15 protein-coding genes are annotated in these 22270 nt (G+C 71.1%); 10 read left to right on the forward strand and 5 right to left on the reverse strand.

Annotated features, from left to right (window positions below):
• The first annotated feature begins 178 nt into the window (after positions 1-178).
• Complete coding sequence (locus ACZ7LS_RS09730) at positions 179-379, forward strand: hypothetical protein (RefSeq protein ID WP_382526342.1); 201 nt, start codon at positions 179-181, stop codon at positions 377-379.
• 97 nt (positions 380-476) lie between these two features.
• Here the strand turns inward: ACZ7LS_RS09730 and ACZ7LS_RS09735 are convergent, their stop codons facing one another.
• Both ACZ7LS_RS09735 and ACZ7LS_RS09740 read right to left on the reverse strand, forming a co-directional pair.
• Positions 477-2006 carry a helix-turn-helix domain-containing protein gene (locus tag ACZ7LS_RS09735; RefSeq protein ID WP_129768815.1) on the reverse strand — a complete coding sequence of 510 codons (1530 nt, stop codon included), beginning with the start codon at positions 2004-2006 and terminating at the stop codon, positions 477-479.
• 182 nt (positions 2007-2188) lie between these two features.
• Entirely contained in the window at positions 2189-3799 is a 1611-nt protein-coding gene (locus ACZ7LS_RS09740) for an alkaline phosphatase D family protein (protein WP_382526345.1), read from the reverse strand.
• A gap of 398 nt (positions 3800-4197) precedes the next feature.
• Here ACZ7LS_RS09740 and ACZ7LS_RS09745 point away from each other — a divergent pair, with 398 nt between their 5' ends.
• From ACZ7LS_RS09745 to ACZ7LS_RS09765, 5 genes are all read left to right on the forward strand, one after another.
• Positions 4198-7278: a family 78 glycoside hydrolase catalytic domain gene (locus tag ACZ7LS_RS09745; RefSeq protein WP_385134306.1), complete on the forward strand. Its 3081-nt coding sequence runs from the start codon at positions 4198-4200 to the stop codon at positions 7276-7278.
• Positions 7275-8585, forward strand: coding sequence for an extracellular solute-binding protein (locus tag ACZ7LS_RS09750; protein ID WP_385134304.1), 1311 nt, complete (start codon positions 7275-7277; stop codon positions 8583-8585). The genes ACZ7LS_RS09745 and ACZ7LS_RS09750 overlap by 4 nt, the downstream gene beginning before the upstream one ends.
• Positions 8582-9568 carry a carbohydrate ABC transporter permease gene (locus ACZ7LS_RS09755; RefSeq protein WP_385134301.1) on the forward strand — a complete coding sequence of 329 codons (987 nt, stop codon included), beginning with the start codon at positions 8582-8584 and terminating at the stop codon, positions 9566-9568. The genes ACZ7LS_RS09750 and ACZ7LS_RS09755 overlap by 4 nt, the downstream gene beginning before the upstream one ends.
• On the forward strand, positions 9565-10437 hold the full coding sequence (locus ACZ7LS_RS09760; protein ID WP_385134298.1) for a carbohydrate ABC transporter permease: 873 nt from the start codon (positions 9565-9567) through the stop codon (positions 10435-10437). Before ACZ7LS_RS09755 ends, ACZ7LS_RS09760 begins: the two co-directional genes overlap by 4 nt.
• A gap of 95 nt (positions 10438-10532) precedes the next feature.
• Positions 10533-14720: a glycosyl hydrolase gene (locus ACZ7LS_RS09765; protein WP_385134295.1), complete on the forward strand. Its 4188-nt coding sequence runs from the start codon at positions 10533-10535 to the stop codon at positions 14718-14720.
• 77 nt (positions 14721-14797) lie between these two features.
• Here the strand turns inward: ACZ7LS_RS09765 and ACZ7LS_RS09770 are convergent, their stop codons facing one another.
• From ACZ7LS_RS09770 to ACZ7LS_RS09780, 3 genes are all read right to left on the reverse strand, one after another.
• The gene (locus ACZ7LS_RS09770) at positions 14798-16249 is read right to left on the reverse strand and encodes an FGGY family carbohydrate kinase (protein ID WP_385134292.1); all 1452 of its coding nucleotides are present in this window, start codon (positions 16247-16249) and stop codon (positions 14798-14800) included.
• A 111-nt stretch (positions 16250-16360) separates the two neighbouring features.
• Complete coding sequence (locus ACZ7LS_RS09775; RefSeq protein ID WP_382665947.1) at positions 16361-17377, reverse strand: 2-hydroxyacid dehydrogenase; 1017 nt, start codon at positions 17375-17377, stop codon at positions 16361-16363.
• A 153-nt stretch (positions 17378-17530) separates the two neighbouring features.
• Positions 17531-18316 (reverse strand): DeoR/GlpR family DNA-binding transcription regulator, encoded by a 786-nt coding sequence (locus ACZ7LS_RS09780; RefSeq protein ID WP_382526368.1) that lies wholly within the window; start codon positions 18314-18316, stop codon positions 17531-17533.
• Positions 18317-18601: 285 nt separating this feature from the next.
• Between ACZ7LS_RS09780 and ACZ7LS_RS09785 the strand changes: the two genes are divergently transcribed.
• The 4 genes from ACZ7LS_RS09785 to ACZ7LS_RS09800 all read left to right on the forward strand — a co-directional run bounded on the left by ACZ7LS_RS09785 (position 18602) and on the right by ACZ7LS_RS09800 (position 22218).
• The gene (locus ACZ7LS_RS09785) at positions 18602-20167 is read left to right on the forward strand and encodes an FGGY-family carbohydrate kinase (RefSeq protein WP_385134288.1); all 1566 of its coding nucleotides are present in this window, start codon (positions 18602-18604) and stop codon (positions 20165-20167) included.
• Positions 20164-20805, forward strand: a complete 642-nt coding sequence (locus ACZ7LS_RS09790; RefSeq protein ID WP_382526371.1) for a histidine phosphatase family protein — start codon at positions 20164-20166, stop codon at positions 20803-20805. The genes ACZ7LS_RS09785 and ACZ7LS_RS09790 overlap by 4 nt, the downstream gene beginning before the upstream one ends.
• Entirely contained in the window at positions 20802-21350 is a 549-nt protein-coding gene (locus tag ACZ7LS_RS09795) for a GNAT family N-acetyltransferase (RefSeq protein ID WP_385134284.1), read from the forward strand. Before ACZ7LS_RS09790 ends, ACZ7LS_RS09795 begins: the two co-directional genes overlap by 4 nt.
• A gap of 442 nt (positions 21351-21792) precedes the next feature.
• A complete protein-coding gene (locus ACZ7LS_RS09800; protein ID WP_385134281.1) occupies positions 21793-22218 on the forward strand; it encodes a TnsA-like heteromeric transposase endonuclease subunit in 426 nt (141 codons plus the stop codon).
• Positions 22219-22270 lie beyond the last annotated feature (52 nt).

Below are 22270 nucleotides of genomic sequence, written 5' to 3' on the forward strand. Positions count from 1 at the left end.
GGAATAGCGTTGGAATTCCCCGCTCCATTTGCAGTGTGATCCGCGTCATACTCGCCCAGTTCGAATAGATGCTTGTATCTCTCCCCAGGTGAGTCCGGGTCGTAAAGGGCTGCGCATCCATCCCTTTCCCCGGCCGCCTTCCGCATGTCCACCGCACATTCCTCATGGGGAGGGACACATGATCGAAGACAAGTTCAACGCGCAGATGGAGAGCCTCGGCGGGCTCACCGAGGAGACCCCCGGCTGGCTGGCGCACGAGGCGTCGCCGATTCTGGCCACGCCGGCCCTCGCCTTCGCCGGAGGCGCGGCTCTCGTCACGGGTGCCTACGCCCTCGGCAAGGTCGTGGGTGCCGCTCAGCCCACCGGCCTGGTCCGATAAGGGATAGCGGCAGCGATTCCGCACCAATGCGAGAAACCCCGCCGGGCCGGAGATGATTCCGGGGCCGGCGGGGTCCTCATGAGTCCGCGCATTCCGATTAAATGTCGCGGAAGATCTCGATCTGCGCGCCCACGGAATTCAGTCGCTCCGCCAGATCCTCATAACCGCGGTTGATGACATACACATTGCGGAGTACGGACGTGCCCTCCGCCGCCATCATCGCCAGCAGGACGACCACGGCGGGCCGCAGGGCCGGCGGGCACATCATCTCGGCCGCGCGCCAGCGGGTCGGGCCCTCGACCAGGACGCGGTGGGGGTCGAGGAGCTGGAGCCGGCCGCCGAGGCGGTTGAGGTCCGTGAGGTAGATGGCGCGGTTGTCGTAGACCCAGTCGTGGATCAGGGTCTGGCCCTGGGCCACCGCCGCGATGGCCGCGAAGAACGGCACATTGTCGATGTTCAGCCCCGGGAACGGCATCGGGTGGATCTTGTCGATCGGCGCTTCCAGCTTGGACGGCCGTACGGTCAGGTCCACCAGCCGGGTACGCCCGTTGTCGGCGGAGTACTCGGTGGTGCGGTCGTGGTCGAGTCCCATCTCCTCCAGCACCGCCAGCTCGATCTCCAGGAACTCGATCGGGACCCGGCGGATCGTCAGCTTGGACTCGGTGACCACGGCGGCGGCGATCAGGCTCATCGCCTCGACCGGGTCCTCGGAGGGGGAGTAGTCGACGTCCACGTCGATGGACGGCACACCGTGCACGGTCAGGGTGGTCGAGCCGATGCCGTCGACCCGGACGCCCAGCGCTTCGAGGAAGAAGCACAGGTCCTGGACCATGTAGTTGGACGAGGCGTTGCGGATGACGGTCGTGCCGTCGTGGCGTGCGGCGGCCAGCAGCGCGTTCTCGGTGACGGTGTCCCCGCGCTCGGTCAGGACGATCGGGCGGTCCGGCGAGATCGAGTGGTCCACCTGGGCGTGGTAGAGGCCCTCGGTCGCGGCGATGTCCAGACCGAACCGGCGCAGCGCGATCATGTGCGGCTCGATCGTGCGCGTCCCGAGGTCGCAGCCGCCCGCGTACGGCAGCCGGAAGGTGTCCATCCGGTGCAGCAGCGGGCCGAGGAACATGATGATGGAGCGGGTACGGCGGGCCGCCTCCGCGTCGATCGCCTCCATGTCCAGCTCGGCGGGGGGCGAGATCTCCAGGTCCACGCCGTCGTTGATCCAGCGGGTGCGTACGCCGATGGAGTTGAGCACCTCCAGGAGCCGGAAGACCTCCTCGATGCGCGCGACCCGGCGCAGCACCGTGCGCCCCTTGTTGAGCAGCGAACCGCAGAGCAGTGCCACGCACGCGTTCTTGCTCGTCTTGACGTCGATGGAGCCGGAGAGCCGGCGTCCGCCGACCACCCGCAGATGCATGGGCCCGGCGTAGCCGAGGGACACGATCTCACTGTCGAGCGCCTCACCGATGCGCGCGATCATCTCAAGGCTGATGTTCTGGTTACCGCGCTCGATGCGGTTCACGGCGCTCTGGCTGGTGGCCAGGGCCTCGGCGAGCTGACTCTGTGTCCAGCCACGATGCTGACGTGCGTCACGGATGAGCTTGCCGATGCGTACGAGGTAGTCGTCTGCCATAGAGGCAGATTATCTCAGGTGTGAGATAAGCGCTCTGCGGGGGTGAGCTGCCCGGGTGACGACCACCCGGGCGGATCTCCGCGGGACGGGCCGAGGGCGGCCACCCACGCTCCGATCGTGGGAGCCGGGGGCCGCCCCGGCAACCGCAGCGCCGCCGTACGGGTCAGACGGCTGACGTACCGTCAGGCGCGCTGGAGCCCCGGCCGCCCGGCCTCGGTGAGATAGGAGATCCGGGTCGACACGGGCGCGCCGGGCCGGGTGACGTAGGGGAGCACCTTGAAGTCGGCGCGGCACGACTCCCGCGTGGCCGTGCAGCGGACATAGCCGCGCTGGTAGTTGGTGAACTCGATGTGCGAGTTGGCCGCGAGCAGGCTCGCCCCCGAGGGGTCCAGGTCCATGCCGTCCATCTTGGTGGAGATGGAGGTGCCGACGAATTCGACGCCGACCGTGGGGGAGTCCGGGTCGTCGAAGTCCCGCTTGAGGTTGGCGGCGAGATGGCGGTGCATATCGCCGGTGAGCACCACGGGGTTGCTCACCCGGCGCGCGGCGATCTCGTCGAACAGCCGCTGCCGCGAGGCCGCGTATCCGTCCCAGAAGTCCATCACGAACGCCTGGCCGGCGCCGGGATCGGTGTCGACCTGGTTCATGGGGATCTGCTGGGGGATGAAGTTCCAGGTCGTTCCCGAGCGGCCGAGGCTGTTGTAGAGCCAGCTCTCCTGCTCGGCGCCGAGAATGCTGCGGTCGGGTTCGAGGCGCTCGTCGCAGCCGCTCTTCGTGCCGTCACCGCAGGGCTGGTCATCGCGGAACAGCCGGGTGTCAAGGATATGGAACGAGGCCATCCGCCCGTAGCCCAGCTTGCGGTACAGCCGGGCCTCGAAGCCCCTCGGCTTGTTGGGCAGGCGCAGCGGCAGATGCTCGTAGTACGCCTGGAACGCGGCGGCGGCGCGCTGCCGGAACACCGCCGGGTCCTGGTCCGGCTCGTTGTCGAGCTTGGAGATGTCGCCCGCCCAGTTGTCCTCCACCTCGTGGTCGTCCCAGACGACGGCGAACGGGTGGGCCTGGTGAGCGGCGATCAGGTCCTGGTCGAAGCGGTGCAGCGCGTGCCGGTTCCGGTACTGGGCGAGGTCCATCGGCTCGGGGCGCAGCTCGGCGGCGACGGGGACCTGGCGTACGCCGCCCATCGCGTCGATGGGGTTCTCGTAGATGTAGTCGCCGAGATGCAGGATGAGGTCGACGTCCTCCTGCGCGAGATGGCGATAGGCGGTGTAGAAGCCCTCGAACCACGCCTGGCAGGAGACGAAGGCGAAGTTCAGCTCCTTGGGCCGGCTGTGCGGCGAGGGCGCGGTACGGGTGCGGCCGACGGGGCTGATCACACCGCCGGCGCTGAAGCGGTAGTAGTACTGCCGGCCGGACTGAAGGCCCGTCAGTTCGACATGGACCGAGTGGGCGAGCTCCGCCACCGCCTTGGTCCTGCCCCGGCGTACGACACGCCGGAAGCGTTCGTCCTCGGCGACCTCCCAGAGGACCGTGACCGCGTGGGGCGGCATGCCGCCGTTGCCATCGGGGGCGAGGGGGTGAGGCGCGAGGCGGGTCCACAGGACGAATCCGTCCGGCCAGGGGTCGCCGGACGCGACCCCCAGGGTGAAGGGGTCCTCAGTGAACCGCTCGGCGGCTCCGGCCCGGCCGCCCGACAGGGTGCCGGCGGCGAACGCCAACGCGAGCGTTCCCGAGGCGCCGAGCATCGCGCGTCGCCCCAACCCTCTGGATCTGTCGATCCCACTGTTCAGTGGCATGGATGCTGGTCCGTTCCGTCGTGCGGGATCCCCGCCCGAGCCGAGGTACTCGAAGGGGTATCGACGCTTGATTTAACGTCCGTTCATGTTGTAATCACACGGTGAATATCACATGAGAATAACGGGGTACAAGAGCCCCCGCTGTAGGGCTACAGCGCTTGTCGTAGGCGACTGTAAGGGCCTCCCGAGCGAAGATCGATTGCGGCATGAGATGGCTAATGCGCACCTCGGTAACACTCTTGACACCTCTTGCGAGGGGCTCATAGTCTCCACGCCACAGAATTCACGTTAGATTTCACATTCGAAGATGGTCGTCTTCACGCCGTACACGTGACGACGAGCGGACGAACTGACGAACAGTCGACGTCGACGCGCCGCCCCCGGCGCGAAGGAAGGACGTGCTCGTGTCCCTGCGGCCCTACGCCCTGCGATGCGACCACCGCGCCACCCCGCTCGGCATCGACGAGGCCGCGCCCCTGCTCTCCTGGCGGCTCGCCTCCGCGCACCGGGGCGACGCGCCCCTCGCGTACCGCGTGCGGGTCGCCGACCGGGCCGAGGACTTGGACGAGGGCGGTCAGCCCCTGTGGGACACCGGCCGGGTCGAGGACCCGGACGCGATCGGGGCCGTCTACACCGGACCCGCGCTGAAGTCCCGTACGCGCTACCACTGGCGGGTCGCCGTCTGGCCGGCCGCGACTGGTCCGGACGCGACCGGTCCGGCCGCGACCGGTCCGGCTGCGACCGGTCCGGCAGCCGGCGGTCCGGCAGCCGGCGGTCCGGGCAGAAGGGGGCCGGACGGGAGGGGGCCGGGCGCTCCCGTCGAGGAGACGTCGTGGTTCGAGACCGCGTTCCGCGGCGCGGACGAGTGGCGCGCCTCATGGATCGGCCATGATCCCCGCCCGATCCCGGTCATGGACGCGCCGACCGAGGGCGAACGCGCCCTGGACGACCACGGTCTGGCCCCCTGCCCCCTGCTCCGGCGCGCCTTCACCGGCCCCGCCGCCCTCCGCGCCCGGCTCTATGTCAGCGCACGCGGCCTGTACGAGGTCCGCCTCAACGGCACCCGGGTCGGCGACGCGGAACTCGCGCCCGGCTGGACCGACTACACCCGCCGCGTCCAGTACCAGACGTACGACGTGACCGACCTGGTCCGCGACGGCGAGAACGTCCTCGCCGCGACCGTCGCCGACGGCTGGTGGAGCGGCTTCGTCGGCTTCGAGCCCCGCAGGGCGGGCGCCCACTACGGCGCGTTCCCGCAGTTCCTGGCGGAGCTTCATATCGACCACGCCGACGGCCGTACCACCACGGTCGTCACCGACGACACCTGGCGTACCCGCACCGGCGAGATCCGCCACGCCGACCTGCTCATGGGCGAGTGCCACGATCTGCGGCACGCGGCCGACGGCTGGGATCTGCCCGGCTTCGACGACACGGAGTGGTCACCGGCGCTGATCACGGACACCGACAGCGGCCTGCTCGTCGCGTCCGTCGACGAACCGGTACGGGCCACCACCGCCCTGCGCCCCCGCTCCATCTCCCGCCTCGCCCACGACGACGGCGTCATGGGCGACGGCGGACACGACGACACCCCCCGCGACGGCCATCACGACACTCCTCACGGCAGTCATCACGACACCCATATCGTCGACTTCGGCCAGAACCTCGCCGGCCGGGTACGCCTCCGCGTCGCCGGACTCGCCCCCGGCGCGCGGGTGGTCTTACGCCACGCCGAGGCGCTGGACGAGACGGGCCGCCTCTACACCGCGAACCTGCGCACCGCCGCCGCCACCGACGTACTGATCGGTGACGGCCGTGAACACCTCGTCTTCGAACCGCGCTTCACGTACCACGGGTTCCGTTTCGTGGAGATCAGCGGTGTCCCCCGGCTGTACGACTCCGATGTCGTCGCCGTGGCGCTGCACAGCGACACACCATGGTCCGGCGCGTTCGACTGCTCCGACCCCGAAATCCGCCGGCTTCACGACTGTGTGGTCTGGGGACAGCGCTCGAACTTCGTCAGTGTGCCCACGGACTGCCCGCAGCGCGACGAACGGCTCGGCTGGCTCGCCGACGCACAGGTCTTCCTGCCGACCGCCGCGCTCAACGCCGATGTCGCCGCGTTCTTCACCAAGTGGCTGCGCGACATCGAGGACGCGCGCACCCCCGAGGGCGGCTTCACCAATGTGGCGCCGCGCCTCACCGGCGTCGCCGACGAGGGCGCCCCCGGCTGGGGCGACGCCGGGGTGATCATCCCCTGGCATCTGTACCGCACCTACGACGATCCGCGCTTCCTGTCCCGCGCGCTGCCCGCCATGCGCGCCTGGATCGACCTGATCCACCGGCACAACCCGGACCTGATCTGGCGCCGGCATGTCGGGCCGCACTTCTCCGACTGGCTCGCCCCCGGAGTTCCGACCCCGCGCGAGGTCATCGCCACCGCCTACTTCGCGCACAGCACCCACCTCACCGCGAGCGCCGCCGGGGTACTGGGACTCCCGGAGGTGGCGCGCGACCACCACCGGCTGGCCCAGGACATCCGTACCGCCTTCACCGAACGGTTCGTGACGACCGACAAGAACGCGGAAGGCGACACCACCGTACGGATCGCGGGCGACACCCAGACCGGCTATCTGGTCGCCCTCGCCTTCGGCCTGCTGCCCGAGGACGCGACCGGCCCCGCCGCCCAGCGGCTCGCCGAACTCATCGAGACGGCCGGGCCCGCGCTCCAGACCGGCTTCCTCGGTGTCGCGCTCGCCGCCCCCGTCCTGGACGCGTACGGGCGCGCCGACCTGGCACACGCCCTGCTGCGCCGTACCGACGTGCCCTCGTGGCTGTTCCCGCTGCGCCATGGCGCCACCACCATCTGGGAACGCTGGGACGGCTGGACACCCGATACGGGGTTCCGCGCCCCCTCGATGAACTCCTTCAACCACTACGCGCTCGGCTCGATCGGTGAGTGGCTCTACCGGGGCGTCGCCGGACTCGACCAGAGCCCGGACTCCACCGGGTACCGGCGGCTGCTGATCCGGCCACGGCCCGGCGAACTGAGCCACGCGAGCGCCGGCTACGAATCGGCCAGGGGCACCGTCGCGGTGCGCTGGGAACGCCACGACGACACCATCGGTCTGCGTGTCCAGGTCCCGCCGGGCGCGAGCGCCGAGGTGCACGTACCGACCGACGACCACGGCTCCGTCCGTGAATCGGGCGCGGTCCCGGTGGACGGCGAACACCTCACACTCCTCGCGACCCTCCCCGCCAGCGTCTCCGACGGCGCCAGCCCCGCCTCCGCCTCCGGACACTCCGTCTACCGCGTCGGCTCGGGCGTCTACCGCTTCACCGCGTCGTACCCCTCGCGTCCCCCGTACCCCTCGCGCCCCACGGGCGGGTACCCCACGGCTCCCGTCGCGAGCACCGCGCCCCGACGTGCTCCAAGCCCGGCGGCGTCGGTCGCCGGATCCCACGAGGAGGACACACCATGACCACGGGTTCCCGCAGCCTGCCAGCGCCTGTCCCGGGCACGGTCAGCCGCCGGGGGTTCCTCCGCGCCGGCGGCGGGGTCGCCGCCCTGGCCGCGCTCCCCCCGCTGCTGACCGCGTGCTCCGGCTCCGGCGGCTCGGACAAGGTGCGTGTCGTCGGCGTCGCCGACCAGCAAAAGCCCATCGAGGAACTGCTCGCGCTCTACCGCAAGAGCCACCCCGACACCGCCTTCTCCACCTCCTTCGCCCCCACCGACCAGGTGCAGACGGTCGTACGCACCCAGCTCGCCGGCGGCAACGCCCCCGACGTGCACGTGCTGTACCCGGGCAGCGGCAGCGCGATGTCCATGGTCGAACTGGCCAAGGCCGGACTGCTCACCGACCTCGGCGGCCAGAAGTGGACCCGGAGCATCCCCAAGAACTTCGACCCCGCCTACCGCCACGACGGCAAGACCTATCTCTACTCGGCGGGCAGCAGCGTCATCGGCGCCATCTACAACAAGAAGGCCTTCGCCACGGCGGGCGTCCAGCCGCCGAAGACCTGGAGCGAACTGCTCGACGCCTGCGCCGGACTCAAGGCGAAGGGGATAGTGCCGATCGCGCTCGGCGCCCAGACGCCGTGGGTCACCCAGCTGATCAGCTACGCGCTGGTCCCCAACGCCGTCTACGCCAAGACCCCCGGCTTCAACACCGACATGGCGGCCGGCCGCGCCACCTTCGCCGGCTCGGGATGGACCGACGCGCTGGGCAAGTACCAGGAACTCCAGCGCAAGGGCTTCTTCAACGACAACCCCAACGGCACCACCTACGAACAGCAGACCTCGATGGTCGCAAGCGGGAAGGCGGCCATGGCCGTCCAGGTCTCGGCGGTGCTCGCCAACTTCCGGCAGGCCACGCCCACCCCCGACGACCTGGGCATGTTCCCCTTCCCCGGCGGGGACAACGCCGCCGAGCTGTGGATCCCGGCGGGCATCGTCGTCGGCCTCGGTGTCGCCGCCCACGCCAAGAACCCGGCCGAGGCCAAGGCGTTCATCGAATTCCTCGGAGAGCAGCAGAACATCAACCGCTGGGCGACCGCCGTCTCCGCGATCCCCTTCACCCGCGACGCCACCACCGAGATCGACCCCGCCCTGGCCGACTTCCTCCCCATCATCGACGCCAACCGCGCCGTTCCCTTCATGGACCAGAGCTGGCCCAACGCCGAGGTCCAGCCCGCCCACTTCGCCGCCGTACAGGAACTCCTCGCCGGAAAGACGGACGTCGCCGGCGCGCTGAGGAAGATGGACCAGGCGTACGGGAAGAAATCGTGAACTCCCTTCCCGACACGGCCACGTCCGGCCCCGAGAAGCCGAGCGCGGCGGCCGGAGCGGTGCCCGAGAAGAGCGGCGCGCCCGCGCCGGCGGGACGGACCGGGCGCCATCGCGACGCCACCGTCCCGCCCTGGGCCTTCGTCGTCCCCGCACTCCTCGTGTACGCCGTCGTCGTCCTCTACCCGAGCCTCGCCGGAGTGGTGTACGCCTTCACCGACTGGTCCGGCATCGGCGACTTCGCCTTCGTCGGCCTGGACAACTTCCGTGCCCTGCTGGACGACGACCGCGCCCTGGAATCCGTCAGCAACACCCTGCTGCTCACCCTCGCGGTGGTCATCGTCCAGAACGGCATCGGCCTGCTGCTCGCGCTCGGTGTGAACGCCAACATCAGGTCCCGCTCGCTGCTACGGGTGATCTTCTTCGCCCCCGCCGTCGTCAGCCCCGTCATGGTCGCCTTCCTGTGGAAATACGTCTACAACCCGGACAACGGCGCCGGGCTGAACGGCATCCTCGGCGCCCTCGGCCTCGGCGGGCTGCGTCAGGACTGGCTCGGCAACCCCTCGCTCGCCCTCTGGTCCGTCGCCGCCATGGTCGTCTGGCAGTACGCCGGATACTCGATGGTCATCTTCCTCGCCGGCCTCCAGGGTGTGCCCGCCGAACTCCACGAGGCCGCCCGCATCGACGGCGCGGGCACCTGGCAGCGTTTCCGCTATGTCACCTGGCCGCTGCTGGCCCCGGCGCTGACCATCAACCTCATGCTGTCGACCATCGGCGGGCTCAAGCTCTTCGACCAGGTCTACGCGGCCACCAACGGCGGCCCCGGCACATCGAGCGAGACGCTCTCGACCGTGCTGTACAAAGAGGCCTTCGTCTTCGGGAAGTTCGGCTACAGCACCGCCGTCGCGCTCGTCCTCGCGCTGTTCGTCGCCGCCGTCTCCCTCGTCCAGCTCCGCTATCTGCGCGCCCGGGAGGTCACCGCGTGAGCGCCACCGCCACCGCCACCACGACCGCCCGCAGCACATCCGGCAAGCGCCGCCCCCGGTACGGCGGTTACATCCTGGAACTGGTCATGGCCGCCGTCGCGGTGGTGTTCCTGTTCCCGGTGTACGCGCTCGTCACGCTGGCGATGAAGGACCCGGCGCAGATCGCGGACTCGCCCCTGTCCCCACCCGCGCCGCCCACCTTCGCCAACTTCGGCAACGCGTGGTCCTCCGCCTCCCTCGGACCCGCCCTGCTCAACAGCACGATCATCACCGTCAGCAGCCTGCTGTTGCTGATCGTCCTCGGCTCCACCGGCGCCTACTACCTCGCGCGGTGCGCTCGCGGACTCGGCTACGGGCTGTACGTCCTCTTCCTGCTGGGCATCGTGCTGCCCTTCCAGCTCGGCATGATCCCGCTGTACAAACTCGTCGACGACCTCGGCTGGCTCGGCACGTACCACGGCATGGTCCTCTTCTACACGGGCATCCAGCTGCCGTTCACGGTCTTCCTCTACACGGGGTTCATCCGCGCCCTGCCCCAGGACTACGCGCAGGCCGCGCTCATCGACGGCTGCGACCACCGCCAGGCGTTCACCCGTATCGTCTTCCCCCTGCTGCGGCCGATCACCGGCACCGTGATCATCCTGAACGCGGTCTTCATCTGGAACGACTTCTTCACCCCGCTGCTGTACCTCGGCGGATCCGGCAAGGAGACCGTGCCCGTGGGCGTGTTCTCGTTCGTGGGCCAGTACGTCTCCGACTACGGCCTCGTCTTCGCCGGTCTGGCGCTGGCCGCCCTGCCCATCCTCGTGGTCTTCCTGCTGCTCCAGAGATATGTGATCAAGGGCTTCGAGGGCGGGCTCAAGGGCTGAAGGCCGAGAACAAAGGCCGAGAACCAAGGCCGAGAACCAAGGCTGAGAACCAAGGCTGAGTACAAAGGCCGAGAACCAAGGCTGAGGAACACTTCATGACGTACGTAGGACCCTCCCTCCCCACGAGCATCGCGGAGGTCCTGACCGAACCGCCGCGCGCGTTCTCGCCCACCGCCATCTGGTGGTGGAGCGGGGAACGGCTCGACCGCGCGCGCCTGCGCGACCAGCTCGAACGCTTCGCGGAGGGCGGGGTGTTCAACCTCGTCCTGCTCAACCTCGCCCCGTCAGGACCGCTGTTCGGCGCCGACGCCGACGACCCGCCGTTCCTCTCCGACGCCTGGTGGGCGCTGCTCGAAGGCGTCTGCGACGACGCGCGCGACCTGGGCATCGGACTCTGGTTCTACGATCAGCTCGGATTCTCCGGAGCCGACCTCCAGGCACGTCTGGTCGATGAGCGGCCCGGGTACGCGGGCCGCCGGCTCGACCGCGTACGCGCGATGGTCGACGGCCCCGGCGAACTGCGCTGCCCCCGCCACGCGCTGCCGCTGGCCGGCCACGCGGAACCGGTCGACGGCGACGGATCTCCCACCGGTCCCGCGATCCCTCTCCCGCTCGTCGCGGACGGTCGGTCCGCGATCGTACGGGCGCCCGGCCCCGGGCGGTGGCGGCTGACGCTCCATCACCACACCGCCCTCGGCTTCGACTACCTCGGCACGGACGCCTGCGCGGCGCTGCTGGCCGGGGTGCACGGCGAGTTCGAGCGGCGGCTCGGCGACCGCCTCGGGACCGTCGTCGTCGGCTCGTTCCAGGACGAACTGCCCTCCCTGCCCACCTGGTCGGCGGAGTTCGCCGACACCTTCCGGCGGCTGCGCGGCTACGACCTCGTACCGCACCTGGACGCCCTGTACGAGGACGGCGCGCACCGCCCCGACGTCCACCGGGTCCGCCACGACTACCATCTGACCCGCGCCGAACTCGCCGAAGCGGCCTTCTTCCGCCCGCTCGCCGCCTGGCACGAACGGCACGGGCTGGTCGTCGGCTGCGACCAGCAGGACCCGGCCCGCGCCGGGCACCCCGTCGCCGGTGTCGAGCTGTACGCCGACTACGCCCGTACCCACCGCTGGTTCTCCGCGCCCGGCTCCGACCACCACGGGGACGCCCGGATCCACTCCTCCCTCGCCCATCTGTACGGCAGGCCCCGTACCTGGATCGAGGCATTCCACTCCACCGGCTGGGGCGGCACGCTGGAGGAGACCTACGACTGGCTCCTGCCGTGGCTGCGCGCCGGCGCGACCCTCTACAACCCGCACGCCGTCTACTACACGACCAAGGGCGGCTGGTGGGAGTGGGCGCCGCCGGGCACCGACTGGCGTCAGCCGTACTGGACGCACCATCGCGTCTTCGCCGACGCCGTCACCCGGCTGTGCGCGATCCTCAGCCTCGGCAGCCATCTGTGCGACACCGCGATCCTGCTGCCCACGACCACCGCCCAGACCGGCGCCGCACTCGACGGCGTCTCCGCCGACGCGCGCCGGGCCCAGGCGGTCTATCTCGAACTCGTCGGGGACATGACCTGGTTCAGGACCCGGCCGGGGGTGGCCGACCGGCTGGGTCTGGACGCCGATGTGATCGACGACGACTCCCTCGTCCGCGCCCTGGTCAGGGACGGGGGAGAGGGGGCGCGGCTGTGCGTGGCGGGCGAGAGCTACGCGACGGTCGTGCTGCCCGCGTGCACGGCGCTCGAAGAGGACACCGCGCTGCGGCTCATCGAATTCGCCTCGGGGGGAGGGGAGCTGATCGCGATCGGCGTGCTCCCCGAGCAGGTCATCGGCCGGGACGGGGCCGAGGGGCCCGACAAGGTACGGGACGAGTTGCGCGCGTGCTTCGCCGACGGCCGAGCCGTCCTCGTCCCCACGGCGGAGGAGCTGGGCGAGGCGCTGCGGCGGGAACGGGACCCGGGACAGGGCCCGGTGCGGGCCGGGACGGAACCGGTCGTACGGGCGTCGGTTCCCGCGCTCGCGCGCCGGGTGGACGACGCGACGGTGGTGTTCCTGACCGCCGCCTCGTTCGACGCGCCTCGTGCGACCCGCGCGGCGGTCGCCGCTCCTGACGAACGGGGCGCCGCGCAGGGCTGGATCGACGCCCGTTACGACTTCGACCCCGAGCGCTATGTGCGCCACGCACAGGTGCGGGTCCGGGATGTGGAGGGGCCGGCCGTACTGCTCGATCCCTTCGGTGGTGAGCCGCGTACCGTACCCGTTCGGGCCGTCGAGGACGATGAACGGGCCGTGGAGGCCGAGGTGCCGTTCGACCGAGGGCCCGCGGTGGTCCTGGTCTTTCCGGCGCGGACGGCGGCGCGCGCGGCGGGCGCGGCCCGTACGGCGGGTGCGGCGGCACGGGCGGCGGGTGCGGCACGGACGGCGGTCGAGGTCCCGCCGGACGCGGAGTGGGACATGACGCTGGTCCCGACCATGGACAACACCTGGGGCGACTTCGCGCGGCCCGCGACGGGCCCGTCCGGAGGAGTCGGCGGTCCCGTGGTCGTCGAGTGCCGTACGTTCCGGCGGGGACGCGCGGGCGATCCGGCCCGGCCGCGGGCACACGCCACCTTCGGGCCCCACGCGCTCCTGCTCGACAGTGACAGTGACAGTGACAGTGACAGAGACGGCGACGGCAGTGGCGACGGCGGGTCGGTGCTCGAATGGTCCGACACCCGGGGCATCCACAAGGACCCGGTCCACCGTGACGTCCTCGGACCCAAGGGGCATGTGCCCGAGGAGTTCGTACGGATCGGCCCGACCCACGCGGGGACGGTGGCACGCGTCCGGACCGAACTGCTCCTGGACGCCCCCTTTGACGGACAGCTGGCGATCGGTGCCGCGGCGGCGAAGACGGTACGGCTCGGCGGCGTCCCCGTCGCGCTGGACGACGGCGGCCATCTCGCCATGGGGCCGGTACGGCTCGCGCCCGGCAGCCATCTCCTCGAACTGGATCTGACACCCGACCAGGACGTCGATCTGCGCGCACACGTGGCGCTCGTACGCGACCCGGAACGCTACCGCCGGCCCGAGTGGATCCTCGCTCCCGGTGGCCGTGCCTCGGTGGCGACGAGCCTGACCGTGACGGACCTTCCCGGCCGGGCGATCGTCCAGATCGCGGCCCGGGGGCGCTGCGTACTGCGCGTCAACGGTCATGTGGTCGGCATACAGGGCGGGTTCGACCCGTACGCCGAACACACCGTGCCGCGCGTACGACGGCATGACATCGCGTCGGCCCTGCGGATCGGCGTCAACCAGCTCGTGGTGGAGACGGATGACGGTGCGGACCCCGCCGTCTTGGTGGACGCGGCCCTCTACGACCCCCATGGCCGGTGTGTGACGACCGTGCACAGCGACGGCACATGGCGGGCCGAGCGCGCCGGCGAACACCTGCCGGTCGTGGTGCGCCGGGAGCAGGTGGGGGATCCGGCCGCGCTGTATCTGCGCCGTCGGCCGCATCCGCTCCCCGGCGCCGCCTGGCTGGACCCGGACGCCGACGACGGCACGGTCGTACCGGTCGGCTTCGCCGTTCCCGGAGCACGGCCGGAGGTGGAGTGGTTCCGGTGTGAACTGCCGCCGGGAACACGCCGGTTGACGGTCGACACGCAGGGCGCCACGACCGTGTTCATCGACGGTCGCGAACACACCGTGACCTCCCTGGCAGGCACCGGACCTGACAGCGGCGGTGTGGCCGGCGCCCATACCGTGACCGTCGATCTATCGGCCGACGGCCCCTCGGGGACCCGGACGGCCACGCTCCGGGTGGAGACCCGCCCCGGCCACCAGGGCGGCGCCGCGCTGGCGGGCCCGGTACGGTGCGAGGTCGGCCCCGGGCGGATCCGTACCGGGGACTGGGAGGCACGCGGCCTCGCCGAGTACAGCGGCGGTGTCCGCTACAGCCGCGTGATGACCCTGCCCGCCGATGCCGATGCCGACGCCGGTACGGGTACCCGTACCCGTACCCGTACCGGTCAGGTCTCGCTCGATCTGGGGCGGGTGCGCGGCACGGCGGAGGTCCGGGTCGACGGCGTCACCGCCGGGGTGCGGGTGTGCTCTCCGTACGTCTTCGATCTGACGGGACTGGCCGGCCCAGGGGACCGTACGGTCGAGATCACCGTGTTCGGCACGCTCGCCCCGTACCTGGACGCCACGAGCCCGACCCACTTCGTCTTCCCCGGGCAGCGTGTCACCGGCCTGATGGGCCCCGTCCGGCTGATCACCGGCCCACCGGGACCCACCCCGTGAACGACCGCCCCACCCCGTGAACGTCTGTCCCATCCCCCCGTCGCCCCCGTGAACGACCGCGTGGGCCGGCCGCCGCTTCAGCGGGCGGCGACCGGCCCACGCCACCGGGTACGCGCGCTTCCGACCCTGAACAGATAGTCGGTATAGGCCTGTTCGTAGAACGCGACGCCCGCAGGATCCGGGTCCACGACGGCGTCGGGCGCGGTCCACGCCGCGATGTCCAGGTGCTGTCCCAGCTCCGCTCCCCGGGCTTCGACCGCGGCCAGCACGGCGCCGCGCGCACCTGGTTCCGGCCCCCGCGCGACCCGCAGCGGGCGGCCGAGGACATCCGCGAACAGCCGCAGCCAGGCGAGGCTGCGCGTACCGCCCCCGCACACGGCCAGCTCCCCGGTGAGCCCCGCGGCCTCCAGGCAGTGCCGGGCCGCGAACGCGATCGCCTCGCACATGCCCCGCACCAGATCCTCGCGCGAGACCCGCAGATCGAGACCGGTGAACTCCGCGCGCGCGGTGGGGTCGACGAACGGCGCGCGTTCGCCCGACGGTGACAGATAAGGCAGCGCGGCGACCCCCCGGGCGCCGCGCGGGGTCGCGTCCAGGATGCCGGAGACCTGGTCGTGGGTGGTGCCGGTGAGATCGAGCACCCAGTCGAGCGCGACCGTACCGGTCATCGCGGGCAGCGCCCGCATATGGCGGTCGGGCCGGGCCAGCGCGAGATGGAAGCCGACGGGGTCGTCGTCGAACGCGACCCGCTCGACCACGACTTGGCACGCGAGGGTGGTACCGACGATCAGGAGCCCGTCGCCGGGCTCGGTCACACCCGCGCCGATCGCGCTCGCGGGAAGGTCATAGGGACCGGAGGTGACGGGGGTACCGCGCGACAGGCCCGTGCTGCGGCCATGGGCCTCCCCGTACGGCAGGGTCTCCGCGATGGGCGGCAGCAGCCCCGCGCGGTGCTCCACCCCGAGGGCCGCGAGCGCCTCGGACGAGTAGGTCCTGGTGCGCGGATCGAGGAACGGAACGGACGCGTCCGAGAGATCGGTGGCGCGCTCGCCGGTGAGACGCAGATGGACGACGTCCTTGCAGCACGCGGCGGTTGTGGCGGCGTCCAGGGACGCCGGCTCGTTACGGTCGAGCCACGCCAGCAGAGGCCCGGGGGAGCCGGGGAAGAGCACGTTCCCCGTTCGCCGGTACATCTGTTCCGCGGTGCCGTCGTCCATCCACCCGGCGACGAGACCACCGGCCCTGCCGTCCATCCACGACAGCGCGGGGCGTACGGCGCGCCCCTCGGCGTCGACCAGCCACAGGCCGTCGCCCTGACCGGTGATCGCGACCAGGGCGGGCGCGTGTCCGCCGGTCACCGCGCCGAGGACGTCGGTGGCGGCGAGGACCACCTCTTCGACGTCCTGCTCGACACCGTCCCCCCGGCCGCCGAGCGAGATCGGCTTCGATTCCACCCGCAGTGCCGTGCCGTCCTCGGCGAAGGCCGCGGCTTTGACGATCGAGGTTCCCATGTCCAGTCCGACGAACACCCTGTCTCCTCCGGTCGATACGGCGAGCGTGACGAGCGTTCACAAGGCGTCACACCACGGCATGTGTACGTTCAGGTGACGCCAGGTGGCGTACCGCCACATGGCGCGAGGTCAGATCACACGATGGGCGAGCGGTTCGCCGCGCAGGAACCGGCCCACTTCCGCCGCGGCGATACGCGCCGCGTTGTGCGCCACGGAGACGTTGGCCCCGGCCAGATGGGGCGTCATGACCAGACGGGGAGCGGTACGCAGCCGGGAGTCCGCGGGCGGCGGCTCCACGGCGAACACATCCAGCCCCGCCGCCGCGAGCCGGCCCGACTCCAGGGCGTCGCAGAGCGCGTCCTCGTCCAGGAGCGCGCCACGCGCGCAGTTGACCACCACCGCGCCCTCGGGCAGCAGGGCGAGTTCGCGGGCGCCGAGCAGCCCGCGCGTCTCGGGCGTGAGCCGCGCGTGAAGCGACACGACATCGGAGCGGCGCAGCAGTTCGTCCAGGTCGGTGACGGGCGTGCCGAACGCGCGCAGCGTGTCCGGGTCGGCGTAGGGATCGTAGAGACAGACCCGCGCGCCGAGGGCGGTCAGCGCGCGGGCCACCCGGCTGCCGACCGCGCCGCAGCCGATCAGCCCGACGGTCGCCCCGTCCAGACCGGGACCGCAGTTGTCGTACGTGTAGAACTCGCCCGCCCAGCGGCCCGCCGCGAGCGCCGCCGAGGTCTCCGGGATCCGGCGCATCGCGGCCAGCAGCAGCCCGACGGTGTACTCGGCCGTGGCCGCCGCGTTGCGGCCGGGGGTGTTGCACACCTGGACGCCGCGCTCCTTCGCCGCGTCGAGGTTGACGTTGACCGGACCGCCCCTGCCGACGACGACCAGCCGCAGATCGGGCGAGCCGTCGAGCACCTTGCGGGTCACCGGAGCCATCTGCGTGACGCACACCCGCGCCCCGCGCAGCGCGGTGAGGAGGGTGTCCTCGTCACCGGACGCCTCGTCGACCTCGGAGACCGGCCCGAATGGCGTCAGCGGCCAGGGGAGGCGCAGTTGGCCGATGGTGTGGTCCGTGCCGATCTCGGCCGTCAGCTCCCGGGTGAACAGATCGGGGGCGACGAAGTGGTCGCCGGCGGCGAGGATTCTCATCGTTGAGGTCTCCTTGACGATCGGGGCTGGACGGGGGCCGGAGGACCGGGGGCCGGTCCCCGGGGCCCGGGGCGGGACGAGGGGGCGGGGACGGGACGAGGGGGCCGGGGCAACACGGGGAGGGGCCTGGGCAGGACGGAGAGGGGAACAGGGTCAGGTCTCGGCGACCTCGTAGTGGACACCGCTCTCGTCGAGGGAGCGCAGCACCTCGGGCGGGGTGCGGTCGTCGACCAGTATCAGGTCGAACGTCGAGAGCGGGGTCAGCCGGTGCAGCGCGGTGCGGCCGAGTTTGGAGTGGTCGATCATCAGCACATTGCGGCCCGCGGCCTTGAGCATCGCGCGCTTGACGGCCACGATGCGCTGTTCCTGATGGAAGGCGAAGTCGCCGAAGACGGACGAGGTGGAGACGAAGCACATGTCGACACGCAGCGCCTCGACGGCCTCCACACAGGGCACCCCGAGGAAGGAGTCGTGCAGGGGGTCGTAGTCGCCGCCCAGGGCCATCAGATGGATGCCGCGTTCACCGGCGAGCAGATTCAGCGCTTCGCGGAAGTTGGTGACGACGGTCAGCGGTTCGATACGGGGCAGGAGCCGGGCCAGTTCCAGCACGGTGGTCGAGTCGTCGATCATCACCGACATACCGGGGTCGATCAGCGTCGCGGCCTTCGCGGCGAGCGCTTCCTTCTCCGGCCGCATGGACTTCTTGCGGTAGGCGACATTGCTCTCGAACACCCCGGAGGGCTGCGCGGTGACACCCCCGCGGAATTTCCGCAGGACGCCCTCGCTCTCCAGCTCGTCGATATCGCGGTAGATCGTCATCACGCTCACGCCGAACCGCTCCGCCAGGTCCGACGCCGATGCCGAGCCCTCGGTCAGCACATGATCGGAAATCTCCCGGCGGCGCTCTATGGGACCCCGCTGGCTCTTGTCCTGTGACATTCCTCGGTCCTGTTCACCTCATGAATAACATGAAGCCCTGAGGTTATAACATAGATTGTTGAGGTACCGTTCGGCAGTCTTCACCACGGTCGATGGCCTGGTCAACCCGTCCGACGCCGCGTCAGTCCGTTCCTTACCAGGTGGGACGCGGAGTCCGGGTCCGTGAAGCCGCGCCGAAGCCCTCCATGAAATCCGCATCCAGGGTGTGAAATGCATCGTGAGATCAACATCCGCGGGAACTCCGGACGACGACGAGAAGACGAGAAGACGAGAAGGCGGGAACCTGTGACGGACCCACGCCACCAGGGCGTACGCCACCAGGACGTGTGGCTGGGAGTCGACCTGGGGACGCAGAGCGTACGCGCTCTGGCTGTCACCGACGACGGGCGGGTACTCGGCCGCGGCGCCGCCCCGCTCACCGGTCACCGCGAGGGGGACCGCCATGAACAACTGCCCGCCGACTGGTGGCGGGCCGCGGGTGACGCCATCCGCCGGACGCTGACCGCCCTGTCCGCGTCCACTTCCGCTTCCACCGCTTCCACGCGAGGGCGTGCGCGCGTACGGGGGGTCGCGGTGTGCGGTACGTCGGGCACCGTCCTGCTGACCGACGCGCGCGGGGTGCCCCTGACCCCCGCGCTGATGTACGACGACGGCCGGGCCGGAGCGGAGGCGCGGTACGCGCAGGAGACCGGCGCCGAGGTGTGGGACGCGCTCGGGCTCCGTATCCAGCCGAGCTGGGCGCTGGCCAAACTGCTCTGGCTCACCGGCGCCGGCCCGGGCGCGCGCGCGGGCGGCGGCGCGAAGGGTTCCGGCGACAGCGGCACCCTCCGGGGCGCCCGCGTCTGCCACCAGCCGGACTTCATCACCGCACGCCTGGTCGGGCGGCCCGTGGCGACCGACTCCAGCCACGCCCTCAAGACCGGCTACGACCTCCACACCCGCTCCTGGCCCACCGCCGTCCACGACCGGCTCGGCCTGTCAGGACTCGACTTCCCCGCCGTGGTGGCCCCCGGCACCCAGCTCGGTACGGTGTGCGCCGAGGCGGCGGCCGACACGGGCCTGGCCGAGGGCACCCCGGTCATCGCGGGCATGACGGACGGCTGCGCGGCCCAACTCGGCTCGGGCGCCTGGGAGGTGGGCCGGTGGAACACAGTCCTGGGCACCACACTCGTCCTCAAGGGCGTCACCGCCACCCCGCTCCGCGACCCCGCCGGTGTCCTCTACAACCACCGCTCCCCGGACGGGCACTGGCTCCCCGGCGGGGCCTCCAGCGTCGGGGCGGGCGCCCTGACCCACGCGTTCCCCGGAGCCGATCTCGCACGCCTCGACCGCCTCGCCGCGGACCGGGAGCCGGCGAGCGTCGTCGCGTACCCCCTGGTCTCCCGCGGCGAACGCTTCCCGTTCCTGGCCGCGGACGCCGAGGCGTTCACGCTCGGCCGCCCCTCCGACGACGCCGATCACTACGCGGCGCTGCTCCAGGGCGTCGCGCTCGCCGAGCGGCTCTGTCTGGCGTACGTACGCTTCCTGGGCGCCCCGATCGACGGACCGGTCACCTTCACCGGCGGCGCCACCCGCAGCGGCTACTGGAACCAGCTGCGCGCGGACGTCCTGGGCCGGCCCGCCGCCCTCCCCGAACAGGCCGACTCCGCCCTCGGCATGGCGGTGCTCGCCGCCCACGCGGTGACGGGCGACGACGCGGCCCGCCGCATGGTGCGCATCCGTACGATTCTGGAACCGCGACCGGAGGCCGGCCGGCGGTTCGACGGGCCCTTCGTGACCCTGGTCGACGCCCTCGAAGAGCGCGGCTGGCTGCCCCCGGACGCGGCCGCCTACGCACGGGAGCACGGATGACGACCAGCACCACTCTTTTCCTCGCCCGCCACGGCGAGACCGTCTGGCATGACGAGAACCGCTACACCGGAATCAGCGACATCGATCTGACCCCGCGCGGCCTGGTGCAGGCCGAGGCGCTCGGTGTGTGGGCCGCGGGCGCCGGACTCGACGCGATCGTGACCTCTCCCCTCTCCCGCGCCCGGCGCACGGCGGAGCCCGCGGCCCGGATGACGGGGCTGGAGGCCGTCGTCGAACCGGACCTGCTCGAAGTCGACTTCGGGATCGCCGAGGGCCGGACCATCGCCGAACTCGAAGCGACCCATCCCCGCGAGGTGGCGGCGTTCCGCCGTGACCCGGCCGCCCACCCCCTGCCGGACGGGGAGGACCCGACGGCCGCGGCGGCCCGCGGCGCCGAGGCCCTGCTCCGCCTCGCGGACACCCGCCGGGGGGAGCGCGTGCTGACGGTCGCGCACAACACGCTGTTCCGGCTGGTCCTGTGCCGGCTGCTGGGCATCCCCGGGAGCGAGTACCGGCGCGTGTTCCCGGCGATGCGCAACTGCGCGATCACCGAACTGCGCGTACCCGCGGCCCCGGCCGGCCGGCCGCGGCAGGCCGCCCTGATGTCGTACAACGTGCCGGTGGGTTCCCCGGCATGACCGAACTCCGCCCCGTCGTCTGGCCACCCGCCCCGATACGGACCGAACGGCTCGTGCTCCGCGAGTCCGAGGCCCGGGACCGCGCGGCGTTCATCGAGCTGTTCGCCTCGCCGGAGGTGCGCGTCCACCTCGGCGGCCCCCGACCGCGTGATGAGCTGGAACGCGCGGTGCCCGAGGTGCCCGGGCGGCGCCCCGGCCTTTTCGTGATCGATCTCGACGGAGCGATGATCGGCACGATCACGCTCGACCGGCGCGACGCGGACCGCCCGGGTCACGTCCGTCCGGACGCCGGAGAGGCCGAGCTCGGCTACATGTTCCTGCCGGAGGCATGGGGGCGCGGATACGCCGCCGAGGCGTGCGCGGCGGCACTCGACTGGTTCGCCGCCGCGTTTCCAGGCGAGCCGCTGGTGCTCTGCACCCAGACCGCCAACGCCCGCTCGACGCGCCTCGCGGCGAAGCTGGGGTTCACCGAGGCGCAACGGTTCGAGGAGTGGGGCGCGGAACAGTGGTTCGGCGTGTGGTCCCCGGTCACGCCGTCCGGCTGAGCTGATGCCCGAGGTGGTGGCGCATGTGGTGTCCGACGCGCTCGCCCTGCCCCTGCGACACCCCCCGGGTTCGCCGGCCGGAAGCCGGAACGACCGGGGTCGCCGTCAAACGCCGCTGATCGGAGGAGAGCGGACACGGGCCCCAGCCACGGGAGCGGAGCCGCGCCGTATGTCCTGTCTCACCGAAGGCTGAGCGATCTCACCGAAGCCTGGTGACTCACGGGTTCGTCTCACCCAAGTTTGAGTGGTCATTCATACGCGCGGGGGATTTCACCGTCTGACCTGCAGCTTTTCCGTCAGCCCTGGAGAGTCTGATCTTCACGAGGCAGCCAGGGGCGGCAGGGGCACATGACGGCAGAGATCGCGAACACAGTACGTACAGTCGGCGCTTGACACCTTTGACCTGCGCTTTTACGAGGGCGGCGGGGAGGTTCGGCGACCGTTGCGAGCCAGTTGGAACACGTGCTTCGAGCACGTCGAGCCGGTGCGCCCGTTCCACTGGTTCAAGGGTGGGAGAAGTTTCGCGGGATGGCACTGGACAGCAACAACCGGTGGCCACGTCGGGTACGAGTCGTGGCTGGAGCGGGATCAGCTGATCCTCCTCGACGCCAGCACGGATGTGACGGGGATCGCCTCTCAGCCCTTCTGGCTCCACTGGCACGCCGATTCACGGAAGCGTCGGCACGCTCCGGACTACTTCGTGCGCCTGGCGGATGGCCGATGTCGGGTCGTTGACGTCCGTGCCGATGACCAGGTGGATGAGGCTGCCGCCACGGCCTTCGAGGCAACGGAGCGGGCCTGCCAGGCGGTGGGGTGGGAGTTCGTACGCGTTGGGGTTCCGGACCCAGTACTGATGGCGAACATGTGATGGCTGGCCCGATATCGAAGGCCCCGCTGCCGCCGGCAGGACGTCGTCGATG

This window comes from Streptomyces sp. NPDC039430 (assembly GCF_055639435.1).